Origin of the sequence: Sphingobium sp. AntQ-1 (genome assembly GCF_028538045.1) — a bacterium.
GTDB lineage: Bacteria > Pseudomonadota > Alphaproteobacteria > Sphingomonadales > Sphingomonadaceae > Sphingobium > Sphingobium cupriresistens.
In genome coordinates this window covers 2143846-2162101 of sequence record NZ_CP117158.1, presented here as the reverse complement: position 1 = coordinate 2162101, position 18256 = coordinate 2143846, and the positions used below count along the sequence as shown (strand labels likewise).

Here is an 18256-nt window from a genome sequence, read left to right as displayed (position 1 = left end):
GGGCGCGCTCAGCGCGGCGCCTCGATCGTGTCGATGATGCCGGTCACGACATCCTCCACCCGGCGGCCATCGATTTCGGCGGCGGGCGAGAGGATGAGGCGATGGCGCAGCAGCGCGGGCGCGAGCGCCTTCACGTCGTCGGGGATGACGAAGTCGCGGCCGTCCAGCGCCGCGCGGGCGCGCGCCGCGCCCGCCAGCATCGCGCCGGCGCGGGGGGAAGCGCCGCTTTCGAGATCGGCGATGTCGCGCGTGCCGCGGATCAGGGCGAGAATATAGTCGATCACTTCATCGACCAGCCGCACGCCGTTGACCATGGCGATCGCCTGCGCAATGCGGGCGGCGTCGGCGACCGGGACGACGCCCCAGGCCTGCGGCGTCATCGCATGGGTGCGCGCGCCGTGGGTGGCGACGATCTTCCGTTCTTCCGCGGCGCTGGGATAATCGACGCTCTGCTTGAAGAGGAAGCGGTCGAGCTGCGCTTCGGGCAACGGATAGACGCCCTGCTGCTCGATCGGATTTTGCGTGGCGACGACCATGAAACGGTCGCTCAAGGCCAGACTTTCGCCGTCGATGGTGACGGTGCGTTCCTGCATCGCCTCCAGCAGGGCGGCCTGCGTCTTGGGCGGGGTGCGGTTGATTTCGTCGGCCAGCAGCAATTCGGTGAAGATGGGACCGCGCGTCAGGCTGAACTGGCTGGTCTGGAAGTTGAACAGATTGGCGCCGATGATGTCGCCGGGCATCAGGTCGGGCGTGAACTGGATGCGGCCGAAATCGAGGCCGAGCGCATGGGCGAAACTGTGGGCGATCAGCGTCTTGGCGGTGCCGGGCGGCCCTTCCAGCAAGATGTGCCCACCGGAAAAGAGCGCGACGAGCATGAGATCGATGGTCGATTCCTGCCCTACCACCGCGCGGGCCACTTCTTGCTTGATGGCCTGGCCGAGCGCCTGAACCTCTTCTACCCTCATCTGCTCTTATCCTCTTGCCAATCATGGAGCGCCTGCGCCGCGTCGAGCAGGCTGTGCCGGTCGCTTGCCGCATCCGCCGCCTGTATGAGGTCGGTGAAGCGGCGTGCGCCCTTCAAACTATCGAGATAAGCGTCCAATGCGCCGTCGCGAAGACGGGCGGGCGCGCCGAACGCCCGCGTCGCGCGATCACGCATGGCGGCGGCATAGCGGCCGCCCAACCGCGCCTCGCGCCCCGCCTTGCGGATCAGCAGCGCGCTATTGTCGACCAGCGCGGCCTTGCCGAAAGCGATGGCGCGGGTGCGGGCGCGCGGCGGGCCGAAACGGCCGAAGGCATGGAGGCCAGCGAGCAGCAGCGCGGCGGCGATGGCCAGCGTCATGGCGAGGAAAGGCGGCTCGAACAGTAATTTGAGCGGACTGCGCGAATGACCCAGGCCGTTCATCGACACGTCGAAGGCGATGCCATCAGGATCAGTGCTGTTCATCCAGTCTAACAGCGCCAGCGCGGATCGGGCCTGGCCCAGATCCTTCATGCCGCGATTGTTGAGCAAATCGGGATCGGACAGCACATAGAGCGGTCCTTCCCCCACCTGCGCCAACACGACGCCGCCCCTGCCATCGGTCAACAGCGGGATCAGTTTGCGCCAGCGGTCCTGTTGCTGGTCATTGTCGGGATCGATGCCAGTGATGACCTGGATCGGACGCGGCGCCCGGAAGCGGCCGGGGACGCCATTGGAGACGAGCGCGCCGCCCCCGCTGCGATATTGCCGCATGGCGAAGCGGACGCCGGGCGCGAGCACGCCGATCGGCTCGGAAAGCGGCAACAGCCCCCGATAGCGCGCCCAGCCGGGATGATCGTCATCCGGCACGGTGCGCCATTTGGGCAGGACGAACAGGGTCGGCCGGGTCGCACGCTGCATCAGCGCCGCACTGATATCGGTCGCGCCGCTTTCGGCGGTGACCACCAGCAGGTCTTCGGTATCGAATTCGTGGGCGGTGCGTATGATGCGCGGGTGGCGGCCGGTCGCCTGCGCCAATTGCACGAGGCCGGCATAGCCGGTCACCGCATTGGACAAAGCGTGCGCGCCACCGTTGCGGCCCGATCGCAGGTCGGGGGCATAGGCGCCCAGCACCAGCATGGCAGAAAAGCCGACTATCCCGATCGCCAGCATCAGCGCGACGGTGCGGCCGTGGAACAGCGTGGCGTCGGACGACGGCGGGGCGATCGTGACGTCGCTCATGACGCCCAGTTCCGTGTCCGGGCGAAATCGGCATAAGCGTGGCGGCAGCGGCCCCATTCGTCGGCGTCGATCGGGCGACCGCCGAACAGGCTGCGCTCGACCGCGGACGCGATTTCCGTGAACAAGCGGCGCGGCGCGGACGGAATGCCCTCAGCGCGGGCGAGGTCGCGGCTGGTGAGCGCCGGGCGGACGACGTGCGGACGGCGGCGGGCCAAATCCTCGACGCTGCGCAGCAGCAGATGATGCACCGCCTGCGCATAACGGCCCTGCGCGGCGAGGGCGTCGGCTTCGTCCAACCAGGCGCGCGCCGGGGCGGCGTCCGGGGTCCAATCCTCTTCCGCCGCGTCAACTGCGGCGGCCGAACGACGCCGTCGCCAGCGCGGCAAGCGCCAGACGCCGTGGCGGACGCGGTCGATCACGATCCACAGGATCAGCAGCGCCAGCGCAGCGATCATGGCCCACAGGACGATGCGGGCATAGGGCGCGTCGGGCATGAAACCGCCGATCCAGCGCAGGAAACGGCCGACGGGGGCAAGCGCCCATTCCAGCCATTCGCCCAGCGCCCTGAGCCAGGCGGGCGGTGGCGGGCGACCCGGCGCTGGGGTCATGTCGAACTGCACGTCGCCGCCGGCCAGCAGCACGCGATGCGCCGCAGCCAGTTGATCGTCCGACATATGCGCTGGTCCGGCCATCGATGCCCACCCCCCGTCGCGGGCGACCCTAGCGGCTGGCGGCGCGGGCGCAAGCCATTCAAAGGATGACAAAGCCGGTCGAATACGACAGCGTCGAATCCGGGTTTGGAAATGGGGGATATGATGATGGCGACGCGCGCGGCCTTGGACGAGCAACGATCCTTTTCGGTCGGCCGGGTGCTGAGCCGCGCCTTCGGCACGCTGGGCGACAATCCACTCGCAACCTTCGGCATCGCGTTCCTGTTCGGATCGATCCCGCAATCTCTCTACAGCTATTTCATCGGTTCGACGCTGGCGAGCGCGGACCGGGCGAGCGCGATCGCGGCGATTGCCGTATCGGTCGCCTCCTTCGTCGTGTTCCTGCTGCTGTCGATGCTGGTGCAGGGCGCGCTCGTCCGGGCCACGCTGGCCCAGGCGCAGGGGCAGAGGGCCAGCTTTGGACAATGTATCGGCACGGGCCTGGCCAAGGCGGCGCCGCTGATCGGCCTTACCATCCTGCTGATCCTGGGGATCATGGCCGGGTTCGCGCTGTTCGTCGTGCCCGGCATGATCCTGTTCCTGATGTGGTCGGTCGCGGCGCCGGCGCTGATCGCCGAAGATAGCAGCGTGCTGGCCGCCTTTTCGCGCAGCCGGTTCCTGACCAAGGGCGCGCGCTGGCGCATTTTCGCGCTACAGCTATTGTTGCTGGTGCTGATATGGCTGGTGTCGGCAGCGCTGGGCGCGGTCATTCTGGCGAGCGGCATGGCGACCCAGGCCATTGGCGAATCGGCGCTGTCGCTACCCTATCTCCTGATGTCGGCGGTCAGCAACACGCTGATCATCGCCTTCTGGAGCACGGTGCAGGCCAGCCTTTATATCGACCTGCGCGCCTGGAAGGACGGGCCGCAATCGCAGGATCTGGCGGACATCTTCGGCTGACTCGCGCCGCTCTGCGCCGCGGCCAGTCATACCGGCAATGCGGTGGTATATTTGGTGAGCGACAGCGCGAAGTGGGAGGAGGCGCCGCCGACGGCGGGATGCTCCAGCAGGACGCGCATCAGGAAGCGCTCATAGTCCTCGACGTCCGAAGCGACCACGCGCAGCAGATAATCCCAGTCGCCCGACATCGAATAGCATTCGATGATCTCCCGCCGTTCCCGCACGAACGCCTCGAACGGCGCCCGCACTTCCCGCGCGTGGCTGCGCACGCGGATGTTGCAGAAGACATTGACCTTCCGATCGATCGCCACCGCGTTCAACAACCGGACCGCCGGGCCGAGAACCCCGGCGGCCTCCAGCGCCCTGACTCGCCGCCAGCAGGAGGCGGCCGAGCTGCCGACCCGTTCGGCCAGTTCCGCGTTGCTGAGCGTCGCGTCCGACTGCAACTGGTCGAGAATGCGCCGATCAACGGCGTCCAGGTCGATCATATTTCATATTATCCTTTATTGTGAAACATGCAGTTCAAATTATACCGAAAACTAGCGCATATTGAAACGGGATTTCGGCTTTTTCATGCGATAAGGTCGCTATGGGACAGGATATGCACGAACGGCCGGAGGGCGCCGCCGGGGACTGGACGATCGCTCAGGACTGGCACCGCTACACCGCGGCGGAACATGCGATGTGGGACCGTTTGTTCGAACGGCAGGCCCGGATGCTGCCCGGTCGGGTCGTGCCGGAATATATGGCTGGTCTCGATATATTGCGCATGGACAGGCCGGGTATTCCCAATTTCGATGCGCTGTCGGAACGGTTGATGAAGGCGACGGGCTGGCAGGTCGTCGCCGTGCCTGGGCTGGTCCCCGACGCGGTATTTTTCGACCATCTCGCCAACCGCCGCTTTGTCGCCGGGCGCTTCATCCGAACCCCGGACCAGATCGATTATCTGGAGGAGCCCGACATATTCCATGATGTTTTCGGCCATGTGCCGCTGCTCGCGAACCCCGTGTTCGCCGACTATATGCAGGCCTATGGCGCGGGCGGGCTGCGCGCCGACAGCCTGGGCGCGATCGAACGGCTGGCGCGGCTTTACTGGTACACAGTCGAATTCGGCCTGATCCGCCAGGAGGACGGGCTCAAGCTCTACGGCGCTGGCATCGTCTCTTCTTATGGCGAATCGCTATTCGCGCTCGACGATCCGTCGCCCCATCGCATCGGCTTTGATCTCAGGCGGCTGATGCGGACCAATTACAAGATCGACGATTATCAGCAGAGCTATTTCGTGATCGACAGTTTCGAGGACCTGCTGCGCCAGACAGCGCAGACCGACTTTGCGCCCCTTTACACGGAGTTGGACGGGCAGCCCGATCTGGCCACCGATGCGCTGTTGCCAAGGGACCATATCTTTACGCGCGGAACGCAGGCCCATGCCCTCAGTCGGGCGGAGGTCGGCGCATGATCCCGGCGACGGCCCCACACGCACCGCCCTTGCTGCATAACGAACATAAGAAAGAGGACCTGTCCATGGACGTCAACGTCAACGTCGCCCCGGAGTCCGTGACCGACAATCCGCTCGGCCTCAACGGTTTCGAATTCGTCGAATTCACGTCTCCCGACCCCGATGGAATGGCCGCGCAGTTCGAACAGTTGGGCTTTACCGCGACGCACCGCCATCCTGTGAAGAATATCACCCGCTACAAGCAGGGTCGCATCAACCTGATGCTGAACCGCGACGACGCCGGTCGCGTCGCGGCGTTCCGGGGCGAACATGGCGCGTCCGCCAGCGCGATGGCGTTCCGCGTCAACGATCCGCAGGCGGCGATGCGCTGGGCGCTGGACCATGGCGCCAAGCGCACCGACGAGGATGACACCGTGATTCAGGGCATCGGCGGCTCGTACCTCTATTTCGTGGCGGATGATGCAGATCTCTACGCCGACTGGGCGGAATTTTCCGGCTGGCGCGAAGCGGAAGCGCGCAACAATGTCGGCCTCGACCTGCTCGACCATCTGACCCACAATGTCCGGCGCGGCCAGATGCGGGTGTGGAGCGCATTCTACCGCACCCTGTTCAATTTCGAAGAGCAGAAATATTTCGATATCAAGGGCCAGGCCACCGGCCTGTTCAGCCAGGCGATGATCGCGCCCGACAAGGCGATCCGCATTCCGCTGAACGAAAGCCAGGACGACAGAAGCCAGATCGAGGAGTTCATCCGCCAATATAATGGCGAGGGCATCCAGCATCTCGCGCTGACCACCGCCGATATCTACGACACGGTCGAGCGGCTGCGCGCGCGCGGCGTCAGGTTGCAGGATACGATCGAAACCTATTATGAGCTGGTCGACAAGCGCGTGCCCGGCCATGGCGAGGATTTGGAGCGGTTGCGCGCGAACCGCATCCTGATCGACGGCGATGTGGAGAGCGAGGGCATATTGCTGCAGATTTTCACCGAAAATATGTTCGGCCCGATCTTCTTCGAAATCATCCAGCGCAAGGGCAATGAAGGTTTCGGCAACGGCAATTTCCAGGCGCTATTCGAAAGCATCGAGCTGGACCAGATTCGGCGCGGCGTCATCACGGTGAGCGAATGACGGATATGCGCCTCACCGGATTTGGCAACCATCATGCGACCGAGGCGATTGCCGGCGCGCTGCCGGTCGGACGCAACTCGCCGCAGCGCGTGCCCTTTGGCCTTTACGCCGAGCAGTTTTCGGCGACCGCCTTCACCGCGCCGCGGCACGAAAACCGGCGTAGCTGGCTGTACCGTATGCGGCCGAGCGCCGGCCATGGTCCATTCCTGCCCTATGATCGCGACAGCCTGCTGCGATCCGGTCCCTTTGACGAGCGCCCCGCCTCGCCCAATCGCCTGCGCTGGAACCCGCTGGACATGCCGGCGGAACCCACCGACTTCATCGACGGCCTGGTGACCTATGCCGGCAATGGCGATGCCGCGACGGGCGCGGGTTGCGGCATTCATCTGTACGCGGCGAACCAGTCGATGGTCGATCGCGCCTTCTTTTGCGCCGATGGCGAATGGCTGATCGTGCCGCAGGTCGGTACGTTGCGGATCGTGACGGAAATGGGCGTCCTGACCGTTGCGCCGCTCCAGATCGCACTGATCCCGCGGGGCATCCGTTTCCGTGTCGAGCTGCCGGGCGGGGCTGCGCGCGGCTATGTCTGCGAAAATTACGGTGCGCTGTTCCGCCTGCCGGACCTTGGCCCGATCGGGTCCAACGGCCTGGCCAATCCGCGCGATTTCGAAGCGTCGGTCGCGGCGTTCGAGGATGTCGAGCGGCCGACCCAGATCGTCCAGAAATTCGGCGGCAGGCTGTGGGCGACGACGATCGACCACAGTCCCTTCGATGTGGTCGCCTGGCACGGCACGGTCGCGCCCTATCGGTACGACCTGACGCGCTTCAATACGATCAACACGGTCAGTTACGACCACCCCGATCCGTCGATCTTCACCGTGCTGACATCGCCCAGCGACACGCCCGGCACGGCCAATATCGATTTCGTGATCTTCCCGCCGCGCTGGATGGTGGCGGACGATACGTTCCGCCCGCCTTGGTTCCACCGCAATGTGATGAGCGAATTTATGGGACTGATCGAGGGCGAATATGACGCCAAGGCCGGGGGCTTCGCGCCGGGCGGGGCCAGTTTGCACAATGCCATGTCGGCTCACGGGCCAGACCTGTCGAGCCATGACAAGGCGGTCGCCGCGCAGTTGGCGCCGCACAGAATAGAAGGAACGATGGCCTTCATGTTCGAGAGCCGCCACATGATCCAGCCGACCGCCTGGGCGACGGAAACGCCGCTGCTGCAACCCGACTATGACGCCTGCTGGACGGGCTTTCGCAAGGCGCAATTGCCGGTTACGCAGGGGGATATATGATGGCGGACTGGTGGACGACCGACGCGACGCATGACCCGGCGCTGACCAGCTGGGTCGAAAGCGCGCAGGACCATGGCGATTTCCCGATCCAAAATCTGCCGATCGGGTTATTCTCCCCGCCCGGTCACGAACCGCGCATCGGCGTCGCGATCGGCAACGCGATATTGGACCTGCGGGCCAGCGCCGACGCCGGGTTACTGCCCGACGACGTGGCGATGGCGTGCCGCGGCAGCGTGGTGAACGAATTGCTCGCCCTCCCGGCGGACCGGCGGCGCGCGCTGCGCCATAGGCTGAGCGGACTATTGTCCGATCCGGCGCATCGGCCGGTCGTGGAAGACTTTCTCCATAGCGCGGCGGACTGCACCCTGCACGTGCCCGCGCGGATCGGCGACTATAGCGACTTTTATGTCGGCATCCATCATGCCAATAATGTCGGCCGCCAGTTCCGGCCCGACAATCCGCTGTTGCCCAATTATAAATATGTGCCGATCGGCTATCATGGACGCGCGTCCTCGATCCGCGCGTCTGGCGTGCCGCTGCGGCGGCCGCTGGGCCAGCGCAAGCCACCCGAAGCCGATGCGCCGGTCGTCGGGCCGACCACCCGACTCGATTATGAGCTGGAACTGGGCGTGTGGATCGGGCCGGGCAATGCGCTCGGCACGTCCATCCCGATCGCGCAGGCGGCCGATCATGTCGCGGGCTTCTGTCTGCTCAACGATTGGTCCGCGCGTGATTTTCAGGCTTGGGAATATCAGCCTCTCGGTCCCTTCCTCGCCAAGAATTTTCAGTCGACCATCTCCCCCTGGATCGTCACCGCAGAGGCGATGGCGCCATTCCGCACAGCCCAGCCCATGCGGCCGGACGGTGATCCCCAACCGCTACCCTATCTGCTGGATGCGAGCGATCAGGCGCATGGCGCACTCGCCCTGATGCTGGAAGCCTGGCTGCTGACCGCCAGAATGCGGGAGGCGGGGCAGGCGCCGATCCGCCTCAGCCGCGGCCCCGCGACCAATATGTACTGGACTGTGCAACAGATCGTCACCCATCATGCGTCCAATGGCTGCGACCTCAATCCGGGCGACCTGCTGGGCACCGGCACCATTTCGGCGCCCTCCCGCGACGGCTTCGGCAGCCTGATGGAACTGAGCATCGGCGGCAAGGAACCGATCGCCCTGCCCAATGGCGAAAGCCGCGCCTTCGTGGAGGATGGCGACGAGATCATCCTGCGCGCCCATGCGTCGGCGCCGGGCCGCGTGTCCATCGGCCTGGGCGAATGTCGGGCGCTGGTGAAGCCCGCGCCATGAGCGGGGTCGTCCTGCACGGCTATTGGCGATCGTCAGCCGCCTATCGCGTGCGGATGGCCCTCAATCTCAAGGGCGTCGCTTATACTCAGATCAATCATGACCTGCGCATAGGCGCCCAGCGCGACGACGCCTATCTGGCGATTGCGCCGCACGGACTGGTGCCCGCGTTGCAGGTTGACGGCCGGGTGCTGATCGAAAGCCCCGCCATCCTCGAATGGATCGACGCCCGGTGGCCGGAGCCGACGTTGCTGCCAAGGGATGAGGATGACAAGGCGATCGTCCGGTCGATGGCGGCGCTGATCGCCTGCGACATTCATCCGCTCAACAATCTGCGCATACTCAAGGCGTTGAAGCATGATTTCGGGGCCGATCAAGCACAGATCGATGCCTGGACCCATCGCTGGATCGGCGCGGGCTTCGGGGCGCTGGAGCAGATGATCGCGCGCCATGGCGACGGCTTTGCGTTTGGCGATGCGCCGACACTGGCGGACTGTTATCTCGTACCGCAGCTTTTCAATGCACGGCGCTCCGGCGTCGATCTGACGCCCTACCCCGCGCTGGTGGCGGCCGGTGACAAAGCCGCTGCGCTGACGACCGTCGCCGCAGCTCGTCCCGATGTGCAGCCGGACGCCGACAGATGAACGGCGATCGGGTGACGGCGACGCCGACGGGTGTGCGACTCTGCGCGCTCGACGCCCTGCAGGACGGGGCCGCCCGCAATTTCGTCCTGCAGATGCGCGCGGGCCGTTTCCACGGCTTCGTCGTGCGGGACGGCCAGCGAGTGTCGGGCTTTGTCGACCGCTGCCCCCATGCGGGCCTGCCGCTGGCGCAGACGCTGGACGACTATCTCACGCCCGACGGTCGCTTCATCGCCTGCAGCTGGCATGGCGCCCTGTTCGACAAGCAGGACGGCCGGTGCGTCGGCGGCCCTTGCACCGGCCAGTCGCTGAAGGCCTGGCCGGTGGCGCTGGTCGAGGACTGGATCGTCACCGCCTGACCCTATCCCTTTGCGTCCATTGCAGGATTTTGGCCTGCCCCCCCCGGCACGTCACTGACGCGCATAGCGGTCCTCATAGCGGATGATATCGTCCTCGCCCAGATAATGGCCGGTCTGGACCTCGATCATCTCGACCGGGATCTTGCCGGGATTTTCCAGCCGGTGAACCGCGCCCAGCGGCACATAGACCGACTCGTTCGCGCTCACCAGCTTGACCGTCTCGCCGATCGTCACCTGCGCGGTGCCCGCGACCACGATCCAATGTTCGGCGCGATGATGATGGCTTTGCAGCGACAGCGCCTCTCCCGGCTTCACCATGATCCGCTTGACCTGGAACCCGTCGCCCATCGCCAGGCTTTCGAACCAGCCCCATGGCCGGTGATCGCGCGGCATCGTCTCGGCCTGTTTGACCGATCGCGCCTTGAGCGTCTTGACCGCTTCGCCCACCCGCTGGCTGGCCGCGCGCGGCGCGACCAGCACGGCGTCGGGCATGGCCACGACGATCATGTCGTCCAGGCCGATCCCCACCAGTTCCAGCCCGTCCACTTCCGATCGCAGCAATGTGCCAGTGCAATCGATCGCCGTCGCGCCGCGCGAACAGACATTGGCCTGTGCGTCGGGGCCGCTTTCCTGCCACACGCTTTTCCAGTCGCCCAGGTCCGACCAGCCCGCGGCAAACGGCATCACGACCAGATTGTCGGCTTTCTCCATGATGGCATAGTCGATCGAGATGGTCGCCGCCCCGCGCCACGCCTCCACTCCCAGCCGGGTAAAGCCCAGATCCGCCGAACCGCCGGCCACAGCGCCTTCGACCGCGGCCAGCAGGTCGGGGGCGTGGCGGCGATAGGCGTCGATGATCGCGGCCAGGGAAAACAGGAAAATGCCCGCATTCCAGAGATATTTGCCCGAAGCCAGCATGGCGGCGGCCCGCTCTGCGTCAGGCTTTTCGACGAAGCGCATCAGCGGGCTGGGCGTGGGTGCGGACCGGGCCGACGGGTCGTCCAGTTCCAGATAGCCATAGCCGGTTTCCGCGCGGGTGGGTTCGATGCCGAAGGTGACGAGCGATCCATCGAGCGCGCTCTGCCGCGCCGCGCGCGCCGCAGCCTGGAAGGCGGGCGCGTCGGGGATCAGATGGTCCGACGGCAGGACCAGCATCAGCGCGTCGGGGTCCTGCCGTTGCAGCACCAGCGCGGCGGCCAGGATGGCGGGCGCGGTGTTGCGCCCCTCCGGCTCGATCAGGATCGCCGATGGCGTGGCGCCGGCCGCGTCGAGTTGCTCGGCCACGATGAAGCGGAACGGGTCGCCGGTGACGATCGCGGGCGCGGCAAAGCCTTCGCCCTGCACCAGCGTGGCGGCGCGCTGGAACAGGCTGGTCCCGTCGATCAGGTCGGCGAACTGCTTGGGATAGGCTTTGCGGGACAGCGGCCAAAGGCGCGTGCCGGCTCCGCCGCATAGAATTACGGGATAAATCACATTATGGTCAGTCGGCATGACAGAGGCGCGCCCCTATAAAAAGGATCTTCTACAAATCGGTTGCGAAGCAGAGTTGCTTTATATCCGCATTCTATGTGTGACTTATAATCTAACGCGGTGATCGCCTATCGCTTTTGGTGAAACCAGGTTGAGGACCTATTAAATCGCTTGCTGGGATGGCGACGGGTTGATCCAATGGCGGCGCAAGCAGACGTCTTCACGGGTGATTTGATCTGGCTACCGGAGGCGCAGATGCGACGGATCAAGCCGTATTTCCCGTTGTCGCACGGAGGCCACGGGTCGATGATCGCGGAAACATCAGCGACATCATCTTCGTGATCGGTAACGGCTTGGGACATCATATCTGCCAGATGCGTGCTAGGATTCCCCGACCGGCACCCCTTTCAACGCAGTGACCAAGGCGCGAACCCGGCTGCGCAATTCGATGATCGATTCTGTATCGATGTCGAGCCCGGCGCCCAGCATTTCGGGCACCCGCGCGGCGGCGGATTTCAGATCCCGACCCTTTGGCGTTACGTCGATCAATACCCGCCGCTCATCAGTCGCATCACGGGTCCGGCTTATCAGGCCCGCTTTTTCCATACGCTTGAGCAGCGGGGTCAGGGTGCCGCTGTCGAGATGGAGCATGTCACCCAGGGACCCGACGGTTTGCGGCGTATGTTTCCACAAAACCAGCATGACCAGATATTGGGGATAGGTCAGTCCCAACTCCGCCAGAATGGGCCTATACAGGCGATTGAGCAGGTTCGACGCAGCATAAAGGGGAAAGCAGACCTGCCGGTCGAGATCGAGCGGATCCGAATCCGGCAGCGTCATGCCATTTCCTCTCAGTTCACCGACACCGCAATCGCAACATCGATATTATTCTTCACCGCGTTTGAATAGGGGCATACGGCATGGGCTTTGGCAACCACTTCTTCCGCCGTTGCCTGATCCAGGCCCGTGATCGTCACATCAAGCGCCACCGTCAAGGCGAAGCCGCCTGTTCCGTTGGGCTGCATCCCGACATCGGCTATGACGACGATATCCTCGTCCTTGACCTTTTCAGATGTCGCGCGCGTCACATGGATTACGGCATTGCCGAAACACGCCGCATAGCCGGCGGCGAACAATTGCTCCGGATTAGTAGCGCCACCCTTCCCACCCAAAGCCTTTGGGAGGGCCAAGGGCTGGTCAAGCAGGCCATCGGCGCTTTTCACGGTCCCGGAACGTCCGCCGACGGCGGTGACTTTAGTGCTGTAAAGCAGGCTCATTCATTGATCCTCACTATTAAATCATATGCAAATATATTGCGCACAATATATTTGGTCAAGGCCTGTGAGCGTCCATCGGAAATCCGCTTGCCAAAAACCTTGATCCGAAGCCAAAAAGATTGACATTCGGACAAAATAGTCCGCTTATGCTCGTGTGACCAACGATCGGACCGACGCGAGACGACATCGCCAGGCATTGCTTCAGGCTGCCTCCGCAATCTTTCTGGAACATGGCATCACCGCGCCGCTCGATCTGGTCGTCACGCGCGCCGGGGTCGGGCGCGCGACGCTTTATCGCCATTTCCCCGATCGGGTTGCGCTGGTTCTTGCGCTGGTCGATCAGTCTCTCGACGCGCTGGAAGCCTTGGCTAAGGCTGTTCCCCACGATCGCGCGACGTTTCAGATTCTGCTGCTGCATCTGGCTGATATCCTTGCGAAGGATCCCTCGCTGGCGGACTTCTGGCGGGTTATTCCATCCGACAACGCCCAGCGGATAGGCCAGCTCCAACGCTTTCGGCTCATGTTCGACCGGGCCGTAAGCGACGCTATCGAAGGCGGCACGCTACGCGGCGACTTCAGGTCCGACGACATGCTGCTGGTTGGCGGTATGCTTGGGGCCGTCGCACGAGAACCTGATGCCGACAAACGCCGGGCCATGGCCGCCCGTCTGGTCGATCTGCTGGTTTCAGGGTTACAACCAGTCGATTCCGGCGCGTCACGATGACGACGCCGCTCGAACCCATTCCCAACTGGACCGACGATGAAAAGCCATCGATGCCGGGGTCGCCATCCACGCCGCGCCACAGCGGCCCGGTCCGCGTCGCCTATGTCGCCACGGCGCTGCTGCTGGGAATCACGGGCGGGCTTGGCAACGCGCTGATCAGCGCCAATCTGCCCAGCATCCAGGGGGAACTGGGCCTCACGCCGGTCGAGGCGGCCTGGTTGCCCGCAGCTTATTTAATGGTCAATGTCTCGACCAGCCTGCTATTGTTCAAGTTCCGCCAGCAATTCGGCCTGCGCCTGTTCGCGGAGATCGGCCTGCCGCTTTATGCCGCGGTCACGATCCTGCATCTGTTTGCGGACAGCTACGCCATGGCGCTGCTGGTGCGCGCGGTCAGCGGGTTTGTCGGCGCCACGATCAGCACGCTGGCCATTTTCTACACATTGCAGGCCTTTCCCAAGGCGAAGCTGGGGCAAGGTTTGGTCATCGGCCTTGGCATTTCCCAGTTGGCGACCCCGTTGGCCTGGCTATTGTCGCCGGCCTTGCTCGATCTTGGCGAATGGCGGACCCTTTACCTGTTTGAATCGGGGCTGGCATTATGCTGCCTCGCCGCCGTGGTGACGCTGAAACTGCCGCCTGGCATTCGCATCAAGGTGTTCGAGGGCCGCGATTTCCTGACGTTCCTGCTGCTTGCTCCCGCCTTGGCGCTGATCGTGGCTGTGCTGGCGCAGGGACGCACCCAATGGTGGACGTCACAGCCATGGATCGCCGCTGCGCTGATCGTTGCGATCATCCTGCTCATGGCGAGCATATTTGTCGAACATCATCGCGCCAATCCGATGATCCAGACGCGCTGGTTGGGCACCGCCTCCACCATCCGTTTTGCAATCGGCGCGATGGGCATCCGTTTCCTGTTGTCGGAACAGACCTATGGCGCGACCGGCCTGCTGCGCACGCTGGGCATGGGACCGGACCAATTGCAGCCGCTTTATGCCGTCATGCTACTGGGTCTGGTGGCGGGGATCGGCGCAAGCGCCCTGACTTTCAATCAGAAAACCGTCATTCCGCAAATCTTGCTTTCCATAGTGCTGATCGCGATCGGCAGCTTTCTGGACTGGAACGCCACCAGCCTGACCCGTCCGCATGATATGTTTTTCAGCCAGCTCCTGTTGTCCTGCGGGGCGGGACTGTTCATGGGACCGTTGCTGTTGGTGGGCGTGATGAGCGCGCTGAAGAACGGTCCCAATTATATTGTCAGTTTCGCTGTATTATTCGGCGTCAGCCAATCGATTGGCGGGCTGGCCGGCCCCGCTGCGCTCGGCACGTTCCAGCAGTTTCGACAGCATGAATATTCCGCCGCGATCAACGCCGGCGTGGACCCGACCAACGGCGTCGTCGCCCAGCGGCTTCAGATGCAAGGTCAGGTCTATGGCCGGGTCATGACCGATCCCGTGCTGCGGCAAGCGCAGGGCGTCGCGCAATTGGCCCAGATATCCACGCGCGAATCGCAAGTGCGCGCGTTCAACGACGTGTTCCTGCTGAACGGCCTGCTCGCGCTGCTGCTGCTCAGCTGGTCGATGCTCCACGTCATCCGCCTCGCCCTGGAGGCAAAGAACAACCCTCCCGCCGCGCCCGGTCCGCAGACCGGCGCGGCGGCCCCGACCTGATGGAAAACCGGAACATGGCAGACGAACCAATCATCCGCGACGATCGCCCGGTCGATGACGCGCCAACGCCCGACCTGGTGGACGCCAATGGCAACCCGCTGGGGGCGAGCGATGACGCGACCGTTGCGGAACCGCCCAAAACCATCAAGCCCCGGCGCAAGACGGTGTTCATCATGGCGGGCGTCGCGCTGATCGGGATATTGTTCATCCTGGCCGCCTGGCGCATCTGGCCGTTCACCAGCAGCATCGTGACGACGGAAAACAGCTATGTGCGCGGCCAGATCACGGTGATGGCGCCGCAGGTCAACGGCTATGTCGCGCAGGTTCTGGTGCGCGATTTCCAGCATGTCCGCGCCGGGCAACCGCTGGTGCGGATCGACGACCGCATCTATCGCCAGCAACTGGCACAGGCCGAGGGGCAACTCGATGCGGCCAGGGCGGAACTGGCCAACGCCGCGCAGACGCTGGCCCAGAATCAGGCCGACATAGAGGCGCGCCGCGCGGACCTTTTTGCCGCGCAGGCGGAGCGCGATCGCGCGAGATCGGACGAGGAGCGGGTCAACGACCTGGCCCTGCGCGGATCGGTATCATTGCGAGAGCGCGACCAGATCCGCGCGACCGCGCGATCGGGCGCCGCCAATGTGCTCAAGGCGCGCGCCGCGATCCGCATAGCGGAGGAAAGCGCAAAGGCGACGTCAGTGTCGCGCCTTGGGCTGGAGGCGCAGGTCAAGACCGCAACGGCGCAGCGCGACCTTGCCCGGATCAACCTTGCCAACACAGTCATTCATGCGCCCAAGGACGGGCAGTTGAGCGAAGCCAGCGTGCGGCAGGGGCAATATGTCGCGGCGGGCTCGCAACTGCTGTTCCTGGTGCCCGAAAGCCTGTGGGTGGTGGCGAATTTCAAGGAAACCCAGACCCGCAACATCCGTCCCGGCCAGGTCGCGACCTTCAAGGTCGATGCGCTGGGCGAAACGCTGAAAGGGCATGTCGAGGGCTTCGCCCCGGCGACGGGTTCGGAATTCAGCGTTTTGCGCCCCGATAATGCCAGCGGCAACTTCACCAAGGTCGTCCAGCGCATCCCGATCCGCATCAACATCGACCCCGGCCAGCCGCTCGCCAACCGGCTGCGGCCCGGCATGTCGGTCGTGACGCGGGTCGAAACCGCCGGCGCGACCGGCACAGGCAGCGTGCGATGAAGCGGCATTGTATGGCGCTTGCAGGTGCAGCGACCCTGCTTTCGGGATGTATGCCCGCGGATGTGCGCCCGCCGGCCTCCGCTACGGTCGTAGCGCCTGCCGCATGGCGCGACGCGGTCGCCGCTGCCGGGTCCATCGCCCCCGACTGGTGGCGTGCGTTCGGCGATCCGGTTCTGGATCGGCTGATCGAGGATGCGCTTGCCCGCAACACCGACATACTCGTCGCCGCCGCCCGCGTGCAGGAGGCGCAGGCCGACATACGCACCGCGCGATCGGCCCTGCTGCCTGCGGTCGACGCCATCGGGGCGGGCCAATATGCGCGCGCGCCGGGTGCATCGGGCCTCTCCACCAGCACGGCGTTGCAACCGGAATTGCAGGCCAATTGGCAGGTGGACCTGTTCGGGCGACTGTCGCGCCTGACCGATGCCGCCCGGCTGCGCTATGTCGCCAGCCAGGCGGATCGCGATGCCATGGCCCTGTCCGTCGCCGCGCAGGTGGCGCAGGGCTATATCGGGCTGCTGGCGCTGGACGCGCAATTGTTCGTGTCGCAGGAAACCGTGACGTCGCGCAAGGAAGCCTTGCGCCTGGCGACCGACCAGGCGTCGGTCGGCTATATCTCTCAATTCGAACTGACCCAGGCGCAATCGGAATATCAGGCCGTCGAACAGGCCATTCCGCAAATCAGATTGGCGTTGAGCGCGCAGGAGAACGCCCTGCGCCGGCTGGTCGGCGATCTGCCCGGACCCGTGGCGCGCCATCGCAGCCTGATCGATTTTCCCGTGCCGGTCGTACCCGCCACCTTGCCATCCGACCTGCTGCGCCGCCGTCCCGACATAGCCAGCGCCGAACTGGCGATCGCCGCCGCCGACGCCAGGCTGGCGGCCGACCGCGCCGCCTTCCTGCCGCAAGTCGCGCTATCCGCCAGCCTGGGGCAATTGCTGGTCAATGCGACCGATTATGATCCGGTCACCATCTGGAGCCTGGGCGGCAGCATCCTGGCCCCGATCTTTTCGGGCGGCAGGCTGACGGCGCAGGTCGCCACCGCCACCGCGCAGCGCGATCAGGCCGCCTTTGCCTATCGCGGCGCGGCGCTCGCCGCGTTCGAGGAAGTCGAAACCGCGCTGACCGGGGTCTTGCGCTATGCCGAACAAATCGACCGGCTGCACAACCGGCGCACGATCCTGAAACGGTCGGTCGCGCTGGCCACCGATCGTTATCGGGGCGGCTATGCGGCCTATATCGAGCAACTCGACGCCCAGCGAAATCTCTATGCTACAGAACTTGACGCGATCAGCGTGCGACAGCTCCAGCTGGAAAATATCATAACGCTCTACCGTGCGCTGGGCGGCGGATGGTCTGGCGGACAAACTGGTGGAGGATGAAAGCCATCCTTAGCGTGGACCTGTGACGGATTTGCGCCGGTCACCTGAGCGATTAGAGCTCGCAACAGGAGACTGGCCTGCTGCCGGTTTGGTGGACACCAAGACAAGGTGTTTATCGGACTGGAGGACGTAAATGGAGCGAAGAGCCGATATGTTCGATCATATCGAGAGATTTGGCGACGATGTGAGACGTTAGCCTTGTTGATTTTCTGGAGACAATATGGAGAGGGCGTGCGGCTTGGACAGCCTTGTCCCCCAAACTTTCCTCGCCTCAGCGCCCCAGAAACCATTGATATATCGCTGATTTCTGGAGCGGGCGAAGGGATTCGAACCCTCGACCCCAACCTTGGCAAGGTTGTGCTCTACCCCTGAGCTACGCCCGCTCTGGCGGCCGGAGGATGTGTCCCTCTCGGCGGGTGGCGGGGAACTAGCAGCGCTTGTCTAAAGGGGCAAGGGGAGAATTGCACAAAAATGAAATTCTCCTTCACAAGCATAAAAACCCAAGCTTTCCTGTGTGTTAACCGGATACGGAATAT

18 protein-coding genes, 1 tRNA gene and 1 pseudogene are annotated in these 18256 nt (G+C 64.3%); 12 read left to right on the top strand and 8 right to left on the bottom strand.

Features of this window, described 5'->3' with window-relative positions; genetic code table 11:
• Positions 1 to 8: 8 nt before the first annotated feature.
• From sphantq_RS10830 to sphantq_RS10820, 3 genes are read right to left on the bottom strand one after another with little or no spacing between them, the layout of a single operon-like run.
• Positions 9 to 965 carry an AAA family ATPase gene (locus sphantq_RS10830; RefSeq protein WP_272798499.1) on the bottom strand — a complete coding sequence of 319 codons (957 nt, stop codon included), beginning with the start codon at positions 963 to 965 and terminating at the stop codon, positions 9 to 11.
• Positions 962 to 2203: a hypothetical protein gene (locus sphantq_RS10825; protein ID WP_272798498.1), complete on the bottom strand. Its 1242-nt coding sequence runs from the start codon at positions 2201 to 2203 to the stop codon at positions 962 to 964. The genes sphantq_RS10830 and sphantq_RS10825 overlap by 4 nt, the downstream gene beginning before the upstream one ends.
• A complete protein-coding gene (locus sphantq_RS10820) occupies positions 2200 to 2895 on the bottom strand; it encodes a DUF4129 domain-containing protein (RefSeq protein WP_272798497.1) in 696 nt (231 codons plus the stop codon). The genes sphantq_RS10825 and sphantq_RS10820 overlap by 4 nt, the downstream gene beginning before the upstream one ends.
• 120 nt (positions 2896 to 3015) lie before the next feature.
• On the opposite strand from sphantq_RS10820, the gene sphantq_RS10815 reads away from it, so the two are divergent.
• Entirely contained in the window at positions 3016 to 3813 is a 798-nt protein-coding gene (locus sphantq_RS10815; protein ID WP_272798496.1) for a hypothetical protein, read from the top strand.
• 26 nt (positions 3814 to 3839) lie between these two features.
• Here the strand turns inward: sphantq_RS10815 and sphantq_RS10810 are convergent, their stop codons facing one another.
• On the bottom strand, positions 3840 to 4301 hold the full coding sequence (locus tag sphantq_RS10810) for an Lrp/AsnC family transcriptional regulator (protein ID WP_066599076.1): 462 nt from the start codon (positions 4299 to 4301) through the stop codon (positions 3840 to 3842).
• 113 nt (positions 4302 to 4414) lie between these two features.
• Here sphantq_RS10810 and phhA point away from each other — a divergent pair, with 113 nt between their 5' ends.
• From phhA to sphantq_RS10780, 6 genes are all read left to right on the top strand, one after another.
• Complete coding sequence (phhA, locus tag sphantq_RS10805; RefSeq protein WP_443021476.1) at positions 4415 to 5272, top strand: phenylalanine 4-monooxygenase; 858 nt, start codon at positions 4415 to 4417, stop codon at positions 5270 to 5272.
• Positions 5273 to 5337: 65 nt separating this feature from the next.
• Positions 5338 to 6402 (top strand): 4-hydroxyphenylpyruvate dioxygenase, encoded by a 1065-nt coding sequence (gene hppD, locus sphantq_RS10800; RefSeq protein ID WP_165363591.1) that lies wholly within the window; start codon positions 5338 to 5340, stop codon positions 6400 to 6402.
• On the top strand, positions 6399 to 7706 hold the full coding sequence (gene hmgA / locus sphantq_RS10795) for a homogentisate 1,2-dioxygenase (RefSeq protein WP_272798494.1): 1308 nt from the start codon (positions 6399 to 6401) through the stop codon (positions 7704 to 7706). Before hppD ends, hmgA begins: the two co-directional genes overlap by 4 nt.
• Positions 7706 to 9010, top strand: coding sequence for a fumarylacetoacetase (fahA, locus tag sphantq_RS10790; RefSeq protein ID WP_066604753.1), 1305 nt, complete (start codon positions 7706 to 7708; stop codon positions 9008 to 9010). Before hmgA ends, fahA begins: the two co-directional genes overlap by 1 nt.
• Entirely contained in the window at positions 9007 to 9651 is a 645-nt protein-coding gene (maiA, locus tag sphantq_RS10785; protein ID WP_066604755.1) for a maleylacetoacetate isomerase, read from the top strand. Before fahA ends, maiA begins: the two co-directional genes overlap by 4 nt.
• Entirely contained in the window at positions 9648 to 10007 is a 360-nt protein-coding gene (locus sphantq_RS10780; RefSeq protein ID WP_066599063.1) for a Rieske (2Fe-2S) protein, read from the top strand. Before maiA ends, sphantq_RS10780 begins: the two co-directional genes overlap by 4 nt.
• A 51-nt stretch (positions 10008 to 10058) precedes the next feature.
• On the opposite strand, the gene sphantq_RS10775 is transcribed toward sphantq_RS10780, so the two are convergent.
• From sphantq_RS10775 to sphantq_RS10765, 3 genes are all read right to left on the bottom strand, one after another.
• A complete protein-coding gene (locus sphantq_RS10775; protein ID WP_272798493.1) occupies positions 10059 to 11498 on the bottom strand; it encodes a mannose-1-phosphate guanylyltransferase/mannose-6-phosphate isomerase in 1440 nt (479 codons plus the stop codon).
• 360 nt (positions 11499 to 11858) lie between these two features.
• A complete protein-coding gene (locus sphantq_RS10770; RefSeq protein WP_207212381.1) occupies positions 11859 to 12317 on the bottom strand; it encodes a MarR family winged helix-turn-helix transcriptional regulator in 459 nt (152 codons plus the stop codon).
• An 11-nt stretch (positions 12318 to 12328) separates the two neighbouring features.
• Entirely contained in the window at positions 12329 to 12754 is a 426-nt protein-coding gene (locus tag sphantq_RS10765; RefSeq protein WP_066599057.1) for an organic hydroperoxide resistance protein, read from the bottom strand.
• Positions 12755 to 12908: 154 nt separating this feature from the next.
• Here sphantq_RS10765 and sphantq_RS24395 point away from each other — a divergent pair.
• From sphantq_RS24395 to sphantq_RS10740, 5 genes and pseudogenes are all read left to right on the top strand, one after another.
• A pseudogene (locus sphantq_RS24395) lies at positions 12909 to 13028 on the top strand (hypothetical protein); the annotation flags it as partial.
• A 246-nt stretch (positions 13029 to 13274) separates the two neighbouring features.
• A complete protein-coding gene (locus sphantq_RS10755) occupies positions 13275 to 13478 on the top strand; it encodes a hypothetical protein (protein ID WP_272798491.1) in 204 nt (67 codons plus the stop codon).
• Positions 13475 to 15142, top strand: coding sequence for an MFS transporter (locus tag sphantq_RS10750; protein ID WP_272798490.1), 1668 nt, complete (start codon positions 13475 to 13477; stop codon positions 15140 to 15142). Before sphantq_RS10755 ends, sphantq_RS10750 begins: the two co-directional genes overlap by 4 nt.
• A gap of 14 nt (positions 15143 to 15156) precedes the next feature.
• Entirely contained in the window at positions 15157 to 16338 is a 1182-nt protein-coding gene (locus sphantq_RS10745) for an HlyD family secretion protein (RefSeq protein ID WP_066599048.1), read from the top strand.
• Positions 16339 to 16388: 50 nt separating this feature from the next.
• Positions 16389 to 17720, top strand: coding sequence for an efflux transporter outer membrane subunit (locus sphantq_RS10740; protein ID WP_272798489.1), 1332 nt, complete (start codon positions 16389 to 16391; stop codon positions 17718 to 17720).
• A 308-nt stretch (positions 17721 to 18028) separates the two neighbouring features.
• On the opposite strand, the gene sphantq_RS10735 is transcribed toward sphantq_RS10740, so the two are convergent.
• Positions 18029 to 18103: transfer RNA gene (locus sphantq_RS10735), tRNA-Gly, on the bottom strand.
• Between the last annotated feature and the right edge of the window lie 153 nt (positions 18104 to 18256).

What these genes read in the sequence shown, in the direction of transcription:
- sphantq_RS10815 (WP_272798496.1), top strand. Translation starts at nt 3,016, where the DNA reads ATGATGATGGCGACGCGCGCGGCCTTGGACGAGCAACGATCCTTTTCG.
- phhA (WP_443021476.1), top strand. Translation starts at nt 4,415, where the DNA reads ATGCACGAACGGCCGGAGGGCGCCGCCGGGGACTGGACGATCGCTCAG.
- sphantq_RS10780 (WP_066599063.1), top strand. Translation starts at nt 9,648, where the DNA reads ATGAACGGCGATCGGGTGACGGCGACGCCGACGGGTGTGCGACTCTGC.
- fahA (WP_066604753.1), top strand. Translation starts at nt 7,706, where the DNA reads ATGGCGGACTGGTGGACGACCGACGCGACGCATGACCCGGCGCTGACC.
- sphantq_RS10820 (WP_272798497.1), bottom strand. Translation starts at nt 2,895, where the DNA reads ATGGCCGGACCAGCGCATATGTCGGACGATCAACTGGCTGCGGCGCAT.
- sphantq_RS10770 (WP_207212381.1), bottom strand. Translation starts at nt 12,317, where the DNA reads ATGACGCTGCCGGATTCGGATCCGCTCGATCTCGACCGGCAGGTCTGC.
- sphantq_RS10830 (WP_272798499.1), bottom strand. Translation starts at nt 965, where the DNA reads ATGAGGGTAGAAGAGGTTCAGGCGCTCGGCCAGGCCATCAAGCAAGAA.
- maiA (WP_066604755.1), top strand. Translation starts at nt 9,007, where the DNA reads ATGAGCGGGGTCGTCCTGCACGGCTATTGGCGATCGTCAGCCGCCTAT.
- sphantq_RS10825 (WP_272798498.1), bottom strand. Translation starts at nt 2,203, where the DNA reads ATGAGCGACGTCACGATCGCCCCGCCGTCGTCCGACGCCACGCTGTTC.
- sphantq_RS10810 (WP_066599076.1), bottom strand. Translation starts at nt 4,301, where the DNA reads ATGATCGACCTGGACGCCGTTGATCGGCGCATTCTCGACCAGTTGCAG.
- sphantq_RS10765 (WP_066599057.1), bottom strand. Translation starts at nt 12,754, where the DNA reads ATGAGCCTGCTTTACAGCACTAAAGTCACCGCCGTCGGCGGACGTTCC.
- sphantq_RS10755 (WP_272798491.1), top strand. Translation starts at nt 13,275, where the DNA reads ATGTTCGACCGGGCCGTAAGCGACGCTATCGAAGGCGGCACGCTACGC.
- hmgA (WP_272798494.1), top strand. Translation starts at nt 6,399, where the DNA reads ATGACGGATATGCGCCTCACCGGATTTGGCAACCATCATGCGACCGAG.
- sphantq_RS10745 (WP_066599048.1), top strand. Translation starts at nt 15,157, where the DNA reads ATGGCAGACGAACCAATCATCCGCGACGATCGCCCGGTCGATGACGCG.
- hppD (WP_165363591.1), top strand. Translation starts at nt 5,338, where the DNA reads ATGGACGTCAACGTCAACGTCGCCCCGGAGTCCGTGACCGACAATCCG.
- sphantq_RS10740 (WP_272798489.1), top strand. Translation starts at nt 16,389, where the DNA reads ATGCCCGCGGATGTGCGCCCGCCGGCCTCCGCTACGGTCGTAGCGCCT.
- sphantq_RS10775 (WP_272798493.1), bottom strand. Translation starts at nt 11,498, where the DNA reads ATGCCGACTGACCATAATGTGATTTATCCCGTAATTCTATGCGGCGGA.
- sphantq_RS10750 (WP_272798490.1), top strand. Translation starts at nt 13,475, where the DNA reads ATGACGACGCCGCTCGAACCCATTCCCAACTGGACCGACGATGAAAAG.